Below are 8,859 nucleotides of genomic sequence, written 5' to 3'. Positions count from 1 at the left end.
GGGGGGGCGCCTCGGGGGGGGGGGGGGGGGTCATCTCGCGTCCCCCCTTGCGGGGGGCGGGTGGGGGGGGGGGGGGTTGCTCCCCCCCCCCCCCCCCCCCCCCACCGTTGCGCCACATCAACGGCAGCTTCAGAGCTGCAGCTTGAAGCCCACGTGCGAGGCAGTGAACCCGAGGCGTTCATAGAAGCGGCGGGCATCGGTGCGGGTGGCATCGGAGGTCAGCTGTACCAACTGGCAACCCTGGCGCCGGGATTCATCGACGGCCCACTCGATGAAGCGGGTGCCGAGACCGCCGCCGCGCTCGTCCGCATGGACGCGTACGCCCTCGATGATCGACCGCAGCGCCCCCTTCCGGGACAGGCCCGGAACGATCGTGAGCTGGAGGGTGCCGACGACGCGTCCCTCGCGCACGGCGACGACCTGATGCTGGTTCGGGTCCGTGGCGAGGCGTTCGAACGCGGCAAGGTACGGGGTGAGGTCGTCCGGCGACTCGCGCGTGCTGCCCAGGGGATCGTCGGCGAGCATCTCCACGATGGCGGGGATGTCGTCGGCGACCGCCGGGCGTATCTCAAGATCTCCCATGAGGATCAGCCTATGCAGCCACTCAGTCTGTAGGGAGACCACCGCGTGGTCGGCGGTCCTACGCCGGTACCCGCACCGCTTCCACGGCCCTGACCAGCGGTGCCAGCTCCGGGTTCAGAGCCGCCTCGTCGAGCGCCTCGCGCAGCGCGGTGTCATTGGTGGGGCGGGCCTCGGCGAGCAGTGCGGCGCCCGATTCGCTGACGTCCGTGTAGATGCCGCGGCGGTCGGTGGGGCAGAGGTAGCGGGACAGCAGCCCGCGGTCCTCGAGCCGGGTGACCAGGCGCGTGGTGGCGCTCTGGCTGAGGACGACGGCGTCGGCGACCTGCTTCATCTGCAGATGACCGCCCTCCCCGTCGTGCTGGCGGCTGAGCACGTCCAGCAGGGAGTACTCGCGCACGCTCAGGTCGTGCTTGGCCTGCAGGGCGCGCTCGATGTGGGTCTCGATCTTCCCGTGGAGCAGGGAGAGCGCGCACCAGCCCTGCGCAAGGGCGGTCAGTGCGGGGTCCGTCGCTGTCATGGCTCTTGTTCCTCCGTCCCGGAGCTGCTGAAACCAGGATAGTCCACCGACGCAATATCCAGCGGTTGCCAGTAACCCGCGTGTGCAATTATTGTGGACGCAAGCTAAGCGCACCTGCAACCGTCTTGGAAGGTAGAACCATGCCTCTCGCGCTACTGGCCCTCGCGATCGGGGCCTTCGGAATCGGGACCACAGAGTTCGTGATCATGGGACTGCTCCCTGAGGTCGCGGGTGACTTCGGCGTCTCCATCCCCACGGCCGGTCTCCTCGTGACCGGCTACGCACTGGGCGTCGTACTCGGCGCTCCCCTGATGACCGTCCTCGGCACCCGCATCTCGCGCAAGCGCATGCTGATGCTGCTCATGGGGCTGTTCATCGCGGGCAACCTGCTCTCCGCCGTGGCCCCGGTCTTCGGCGTCATGCTGGCGGGCCGAGTGGTCGCCTCGCTCGCCCACGGCGCCTTCTTCGGCATCGGCTCGGTCGTCGCGGCAGAACTGGTCGCACCGCAGAAGAAGGCCGGAGCCATCGCCATGATGTTCACGGGCCTGACGGTGGCCAACGTGGTCGGTGTGCCGCTCGGCACGCTCGTCGGGCAGACCCTCGGCTGGCGCACCACCTTCGCCGTCGTCGCGGGGCTCGGCGTCATCGGCCTGGCAGGCATCGCCAAGCTCGTGCCGGACCTGCCCAAGCCCGAGGGCGTACGGCTGCGCCACGAACTGGCCGCCTTCCGCAACGTCCAGGTGCTGCTCGCCATGGCGATGACGATCCTCGGGTTCGGCGGAGTCTTCGCGGCCGTCACCTACCTCGCGCCGATGATGACGGACGTCGCCGGCTACGCGGACTCCTCCGTGACCTGGCTTCTTGTCCTCTTCGGCCTCGGCATGGTCGCGGGCAACCTCATCGGCGGAAAGTTCGCGGACCGCGCCCTGATGCCGCTGCTCTACATCTCGCTGAGCTCGCTGGCCGTCGTGCTGGCCCTCTTCACCGTCACCGCGCACAACAAGATCGCGGCAGCCGTGACCATCACGCTCATCGGCGCCCTGGGTTTCGCCACCGTGCCGCCGCTGCAGAAGCGGGTGCTCGACCAGGCCTCCGGCGCTCCCACGCTCGCCTCGGCCATGAACATCGGCGCCTTCAACCTCGGCAACGCGCTCTCGGCCTGGCTCGGCGGCCTCGTGATCTCCGCCGGCCTCGGCTACACCGCCCCCAACTGGGTGGGCGCGGTACTGGCGGGCTCGGCACTCCTCCTGGCGGTCGTCTCGGCCACGCTCGAGCGCCGCTCGGCCGCTCCCAGCGTGGTCGTCGCGGGTGCCACCCCGGTCGAGCAGGCGACACCCGTCCACCACTGACCTTCCTCTTCCCCCCCTCATCAGCACCACCGCACAAGGAGAACCCCATGAGCACCACCACCCCCGCCGTCGCCCCGCTCACCACGCAGGACGCCGAGGCGCTCGTCACCGCGGCCCGCCGCGCGGCAGAGGCCGCCGATGTCACCGTCAGCATCACGGTTCTCGACGCGGGCGGCCATCTGCTCGCCTTCCGGCGCGACGACAGGGCCGTACTGATCTCCGGCGAGACCAGTACCCGTAAGGCGTACACGGCGCTCCAGCTCAACGCCCCGACCGCCGACCTCGTCGACCTGGTCAAGCCGGACGGCCCCTTCCACACCCTGCCCACCGCCCTCGACCGGCCGCTGCTCTTCATCGCCGGCGGCGTCCCGGTCCACCGTGACGGCCGGCTGATCGGCTCCATCGGTGTCGGCGGCGGGGCTCCCGAACAGGACCACGGGTTCGCCACGACGGCCGTGGAGGCCCTCGCCTAGTACGACAGCGGGAGTACGTCTCGGGCTCAAGGCACGGGCGTACGGCACCGTGCAAGAGCACGACGAAGGCCCGCCCCCGAGCGCCGGGAGTATCCGGCGTCCGGGGGCGGGCCTCTGCGTGCGGTCAGCCGGCAGCGACCGTCAGCGGGGCGAAGCGACGAGTCCAGTCACCGGGCAGCTCAGGGATGCCGTACGTCATCACGGCGTTGAAGGCGATCGGCTCCAGGCCGCGTTCCTTCACCCAGGTAAGCAGCTCTTCATGGCGTACGTCGATGTCGGTGCGCAGCGGCCGGTCCGAGCCTTCGGCGAGCGAGGCGATCAAAGCCTTCGCGGTCTCCGTGTCCGGGGCGATCAGAGGGCCGATGACATGGGTCTCCATGTTCGGCCAGGCACCCGCGTAGCCCGTGATGGTGCCGTCCGTCTCCGCGACCCGCAGCTGGTCGACGAAGGCGCGAAGCCGGGTGAGTACGTGTGTGCGGTCGAGCCCGAAGACCTCGGTGTCGAGCCGGACGATCGCGGGCAGGTCCTCCGCCGTCGCCGGACGGGTGGCGACATCCGGCAGCGGACCGCCGGGAGTGAACCGGCCGCGGACCATCTCGACACGACCGGTGGTCTTGAAGCCGAGCTGCTCATAGAGGGGTTGGCCGCTCGGCGTCGCGTGGAGGGTGAGCGGGGTGGTCCCCGCGCCCTCGACGACGTACCGCATCAGGCGGCGGCCGAGGCCCTTGCGGGCGTGGCGCTCGGCGACGAGGACCATGCCGATCGCTCCGAGGCCGGGGCGCTCCTGTGGTCCGTACTCGGTGACCACGCAGGCGGCGGCGAGGCCGTTGCCTGCGGGGTCGTCGATGCCGTAGCCCGTACCGGCCGAGAGCAGAAGCCCCCATTTGTGGTCCTCGCGTGGCCAGCCTCGATCCTGCGACAGGTCGGCGCAGGCGGTGAGATCACGGAGGGTCAGTCGGCGGATGGGCAGAGCGGAAAGTGTAGGTGTCGACACTCGGCTCAGGCTGTCTGACGCATGACCTTGGCGTCCACCGGTTTGTGGGCAGAAGCATGGTGGATTTGGCCACGTCGCTTCTGGCCACGGCGGGTCAGACCCCAGGGCTTGAGCACCGAGATGACCGTCATGAAGAGATAGGCGCTCAAGGAGACGACGGGTCCGGCGATCAGGCCGGTCGGATCCGTCACCGGATCGCCCGCCGAAACGGTGGCGACCGTGTCGTTGATGCCCGGCCGCAACGCGAACGCCGACGCGGCGGTAGTCGCCAAGGTCAGCCAGAACTTTGTGTAGACCCAGCGGTGCCTGGCAAGCCCCCACGGGGTGCAGAGGGACAGCAGCAGACCGCTCAGCAGCGTGAGCAGGGCCAGCGGCAGCACCAACCAGTCCGCGAAGAGCTTCATGGAACGGGCGGCGGCCTCGGTGACCGAGGCGGAATCCGTGGTGATGGCCGCGAGAGCAAGCGCGAGCAGGCCGAGCGTGAGCCCGAGCCAGCCTGCGGCGGCGATGACGTGGACGACGAGGGTGGCCCGGCGAGCGGGGGGGCTTAGTTTCACGTGAAACACGGTGCCGCGAGCGGCGGCCGAGGGCGTCTGACAGCGGGAGTAACCGCGGGTACTAGCCTCGGCGTACATGGCACGCCTTCATCTCTTCGACCTGGACGGAACGCTGCTGCACGGCACGGCGGCTCCCGTGGAGATCTCACGTCAGCTGGGCCTGGACGCGGAGATCGCGGAGCTGGAACGTGATTTCGTGGCGCAGCGGATCGACTCGCCCCAGTACGCGGCCCGGGTGCACGCGCTGTGGGCGGAACTCACGGACGCGCAGGTCACCGCCGCCTTCGAGGGCGCACCGTGGCTGACCGGTATCCGGGAAACCTGGGCCGAGATCCGGGAGGGCGGCGACTACTGCGCGGTGATCTCGCTTTCGCCGTCATTCTTCGTGGAGCGGCTCCTCGGCTGGGGCGCGCATGCCGCGCACGGGTCTCGCTTCCCCTCCGTGCCTTTCACCGAGCCGGTGAATCCTACGGGCATTCTCAATGCCGCGGCCAAGGTGAAGATCGCGAACCGGCTGTGTGAAGAGTTCGGGGTGGGGCAGTCCGATTGCATCGCTTATGGCGACTCGCTCTCGGACGTGGAGCTGTTCGGAGCGGTGCCTGTTTCGGTCGCTGTCAATGCGGATCATCGGCTCGTCGGGCTCGCCACCCACTCTTATGTCGGGCGTGATCTGCGTAAGGCGTATGAATTGGTGCGTGGCGCCGGGTAATTGGGGCAATTGGAGAGCGTCGATCCCTGAATTCCCGGTGAAGGGCGGCGGGACTTGTGCGCCGGACGGCTGCCGGTATGGTCGAGTCCGGTTCGGGCCGGGTGCATCTCAGCGCACCCCTGGGGGGCACGGGCGGAGGTCAACGAAGCCTAACGGGACGAAGAGATCGAAGACCTGAACTTTCCGTTACGCGACCGCCGTCACGGTGCGGGATGGGACGCTGCGATGAGGTGGCTGCGGGCAATGTCACATTTGCCGCTACTTGTCCGTAGGGTCCGGTAATCCGAGGTTCAATGTGGCCACATTGGCTGCCGAGGCGGAACGGGGAAAGCAAGCGGCTTCCTACAGGGAAGTGCACGGACCGACTGAGAGATGTTCGAGGCGAGGCACAGCATGGACGCTCCGACCACCACGTCGGCGGGCAACGGTACTTCCGGCGACAGCGGCGGTGGAGGCGGCTGGTTCACCCCACGGAAGGCGCCGAAGCCGCCCGCGGGCGGCGAGCAGCCGACAAGGCCTGAGGGCGGTGAGCCCGAGGCGACCGAGGGACGCCGGGTGTCCGCCATCCGTCCGGTGGGCAGGCCCGGGACGCCCGGCGCGGAAGCCCGGCCCGCACCTGAGCCGGAGCGCGCGGCCGCACCTGAGCACGGAGACGCACCCGCGTACGCGGACATACCCGAGCACGCGGCCGTACCTGAGCACGCGGCCGAGGAACGAATACCGACAGCGCAGGGCGCGGCAGCACAGGCGCCCGCACAGGCCGCGCAAGCCGCCCAGCCCGCACAAGCCCCACCCCGCAGCGCACCTCAGGCCCCGGAGCCTCAACCCGAGTTGCGCTCCGAACGCATACCGGAGCCCCGGAAGCCCTCCTCCCCCTCCGGTTCCCCCGACGCGGTCCGCGTCCAGCGCACGATGGCCGAGATCGCGCCCGTCTCCGACAAGGTGACCTCGTACTTCTACGCGCTGCTCTTCACCCGCCACCCCGACCTGCGCCCCCTGTTCCCCGCCGCGATGGACACCCAGCGCGACAGGCTCCTCAAGGCACTGCTGACCGCGGCCGAGCACATCGACCACCACGACGTACTCGCCGCGTATCTGAAGAACCTCGGGCGCGGACACCGCAAGTACGGCACGCGGCCCGAGCACTACCCAGCCGTCGGTGAGTGCCTGATCGGCTCGCTCAGCCGCTACGCGAGCGCGGTCTGGGACGAGGAGACCGAGGCCGCCTGGGTCCGCACGTACACGACGATCTCCCAGATCATGATCGACGCGGCTGCCGCGGATGAACTGCGCGCGCCCGCCTGGTGGATGGCGGAGGTGGTCTCACACGACCTCAGGACGTCTGACATCGCTGTCGTCACCGTCCGGCCCGATCAGCCCTACCCCTTCCTCGCAGGCCAGTACACGAGCCTGGAGACGCCTTGGTGGCCGCGGATCTGGCGGCACTACTCGTTCGCGTCGGCCCCGCGCTCCGACGGGCTGCTCTCGTTCCATGTGAAGGCCGTCCCCGCTGGCTGGGTCTCCAACGCCCTGGTGCATCACGCACGCCCCGGCGACGTCCTGCGGCTCGGCGCGCCCGCCGGTTCGATGACCGTCGACCACACCACCGACAGCGGCCTGCTCTGTCTGGGCGGGGGCACCGGCATCGCCCCCATCAAGGCGCTCGTCGAGGATGTCGCCGAGCACGGTGAACGGCGGCCGGTGGAGGTCTTCTACGGCGCCCGCAGCGACCACGACCTGTATGACATCGACACGATGCTGCGCCTCCAGCAGACCCATCCCTGGCTGTCGGTCCGCCCGGTCGTGGACGGCCACGCCCACTTCCCGGACGCCGTGCGTGAGTACGGCCCCTGGAACGAGTACGACGCCTATCTCTCGGGCCCGCCCGGCATGATCCGCAGCGGCGTGGACGCGCTGCGGGACATCGGCATCCCGGCCGGCCGCATCCGCCACGACTCCGTCGAGGAACTGGTCGCCGCGGGCGATTAGCCCAGATCAGCAGGCGATGGCGAGCGATTGGTCATGAGCCCGGATCAGCGAGCGTTCAGCCATCAGCCCAGATCGGGGGCGTGCATCGCGCGTACGCCCTCGATGTTGCCGTCCAGGTAGTGCCGCAGTGAGAGCGGTACGAGATGGACCGAGGCGATCCCGACCCGGGTGAAGGGCACATGGACGATCTCGTACTCGCCGCACGGCTCCTCCATCTCCGGGCCGTGCCGCAGCGAGAGGTCCATGGACTCCAGGCGGCAGACGAAGAAGTGCTGGACTTTGACGCCGGTCGCGCCGCCGTCCTCGCCGATGTGCTCCACGGTGTCGACGAAGCAGGGCACCACGTCGGAGATCTTGGCGCCGAGTTCCTCGTGCACCTCACGATGGAGCGCGTCGACGACGGTGGCGTCCTCCGGTTCCACGCCGCCACCAGGGGTGAGCCAGTAGGGATCGAGGCCGGGTTTGGTCCGCTTGATCAGGATCAGGTCGTTGCCGTCGAGCAGGACGGCACGGGCGGTGCGCTTGACCACGGGTCGGACGGTCATGGGAGGAATGTGGCCCGGACTGTTCCACGTGAAACATCGTGAACCAGCCGGAGTCCTGCTCAAGCCCAGTCGACGGCAGCACGCAGCAGCCACTCGTGCGCCCGCGCGATGTGCGCCATCGCGAGCGTGCCGGTGCGTACGACGAGGAAATACGTGCGCAGGGGCGGCACCGCCGGATCCAGCAGCGCCACGACCTCGCCACTCTCCAGGGCGGGCGCACAGAGATAGCGCGGCAGCACGGCGAGTCCCGCCCCGGTGGAGACACAGGCGAGCACCGCCCTCAGGTCCGGCACGATGACGGCGCCCGATGCGGCCGGACGGGTGTCGAAGACGGCGGCCCAGTAGCGGGCGACCAGCGGCAGCGACTCGTGAACCTCCACCACGGGCAGGTTCTCCAGCACCGTCGCCCCCTTGCGGCGCAGCTTGCCGGGACCGATGCGGGACGCCAGTCGCGGGCTCGCGACCAGGACGTGCTCCTCGTCGCACAGCGGGGTCGCGGTGAGCAGGGTGCCGCGCGGCCGGACCGTGGTGATCGCCAGGTCGTGGTGCCCGGCCGAGAGCCCTTCGAGGACCTCCTCCGCGTTCCCGAACGAGGCCCGCAGAGCGAGGCCCTGTCCGTCCTCCCCGGTCAGCGCGGTGAGGGCGGGCAACGCGCGGGCGGCAGTGAACTCGGGAGGCCCCGCGAGGTGGAGCGTACGTACCGAAGAGTCCTCTTCGAGCCCTGTCTCCGCGATCTCCACCAGGGCGTCGAGATGCGGCGCGGCCTTGTGGGCGAGCTCGTCCCCGATGGTCGTGGGGGTCACGCCGCGTGCCTGACGCAGGAACAAGGGGCGGCCCAACTGCCGCTCAAGAGTCCGTATCTGCGAGGTGACGGCGGGCTGGGACAGGCCGAGCAGGGCGGCGGCACGCGTGAAGGAACCTGCCCGGTGCACGGTCACGAACGTGCGCAGCAGGGCCAGATCCACGGCGGCGCCCTCCCCTCCCGGCCCTAGGGCCGCGCCCAACTATAAATATGTCGATAGGTCTCTGCCGCTACTGTGATTGGACACTGACACACAGTCAACTAGCCTTGTTCGCGCGGTTCTTCGCGCGCAGAACCGGGACGGTCCGAGCCACGAGGGGGGAGGCTCGGACCGTTCGTTGT

The 8,859-nt window shown here is 69.5% G+C and carries 10 protein-coding genes; 4 read left to right on the top strand and 6 right to left on the bottom strand.

Features of this window, described 5'->3' with window-relative positions:
* Positions 1-129: 129 nt before the first annotated feature.
* Both ACWFRU_RS33030 and ACWFRU_RS33025 read right to left on the bottom strand, forming a co-directional pair.
* Positions 130-582, bottom strand: coding sequence for an N-acetyltransferase family protein (locus tag ACWFRU_RS33030; RefSeq protein WP_453691817.1), 453 nt, complete (start codon positions 580-582; stop codon positions 130-132).
* Positions 583-640: 58 nt separating this feature from the next.
* Positions 641-1,099, bottom strand: coding sequence for a MarR family winged helix-turn-helix transcriptional regulator (locus ACWFRU_RS33025; protein ID WP_453691816.1), 459 nt, complete (start codon positions 1,097-1,099; stop codon positions 641-643).
* A 140-nt stretch (positions 1,100-1,239) separates the two neighbouring features.
* On the opposite strand from ACWFRU_RS33025, the gene ACWFRU_RS33020 reads away from it, so the two are divergent.
* Entirely contained in the window at positions 1,240-2,448 is a 1,209-nt protein-coding gene (locus ACWFRU_RS33020; RefSeq protein ID WP_453691815.1) for an MFS transporter, read from the top strand.
* A 47-nt stretch (positions 2,449-2,495) separates the two neighbouring features.
* Positions 2,496-2,921, top strand: a complete 426-nt coding sequence (locus ACWFRU_RS33015; protein ID WP_453691814.1) for a GlcG/HbpS family heme-binding protein — start codon at positions 2,496-2,498, stop codon at positions 2,919-2,921.
* A gap of 124 nt (positions 2,922-3,045) precedes the next feature.
* On the opposite strand, the gene ACWFRU_RS33010 is transcribed toward ACWFRU_RS33015, so the two are convergent.
* The gene (locus tag ACWFRU_RS33010) at positions 3,046-3,915 is read right to left on the bottom strand and encodes a GNAT family N-acetyltransferase (protein WP_453691813.1); all 870 of its coding nucleotides are present in this window, start codon (positions 3,913-3,915) and stop codon (positions 3,046-3,048) included.
* Between the two features lie 5 nt (positions 3,916-3,920).
* Positions 3,921-4,472 carry a DUF2269 domain-containing protein gene (locus ACWFRU_RS33005; protein WP_453691812.1) on the bottom strand — a complete coding sequence of 184 codons (552 nt, stop codon included), beginning with the start codon at positions 4,470-4,472 and terminating at the stop codon, positions 3,921-3,923.
* A gap of 76 nt (positions 4,473-4,548) precedes the next feature.
* Between ACWFRU_RS33005 and ACWFRU_RS33000 the strand changes: the two genes are divergently transcribed.
* Both ACWFRU_RS33000 and ACWFRU_RS32995 read left to right on the top strand, forming a co-directional pair.
* On the top strand, positions 4,549-5,181 hold the full coding sequence (locus tag ACWFRU_RS33000) for an HAD family hydrolase (RefSeq protein WP_453691811.1): 633 nt from the start codon (positions 4,549-4,551) through the stop codon (positions 5,179-5,181).
* A 393-nt stretch (positions 5,182-5,574) separates the two neighbouring features.
* On the top strand, positions 5,575-7,170 hold the full coding sequence (locus ACWFRU_RS32995; RefSeq protein WP_453691810.1) for a globin domain-containing protein: 1,596 nt from the start codon (positions 5,575-5,577) through the stop codon (positions 7,168-7,170).
* 62 nt (positions 7,171-7,232) lie between these two features.
* Here the strand turns inward: ACWFRU_RS32995 and ACWFRU_RS32990 are convergent, their stop codons facing one another.
* Positions 7,233-7,715 carry an NUDIX domain-containing protein gene (locus ACWFRU_RS32990; protein WP_453691809.1) on the bottom strand — a complete coding sequence of 161 codons (483 nt, stop codon included), beginning with the start codon at positions 7,713-7,715 and terminating at the stop codon, positions 7,233-7,235.
* Positions 7,716-7,774: 59 nt separating this feature from the next.
* Positions 7,775-8,680 (bottom strand): LysR family transcriptional regulator, encoded by a 906-nt coding sequence (locus tag ACWFRU_RS32985; RefSeq protein ID WP_453691808.1) that lies wholly within the window; start codon positions 8,678-8,680, stop codon positions 7,775-7,777.
* Positions 8,681-8,859: the final 179 nt, after the last annotated feature.

The sequence above is a fragment of the Streptomyces sp. NPDC055099 genome (assembly GCF_053607685.1).
This window is presented reverse-complemented; position numbering and strand designations above follow the sequence as displayed.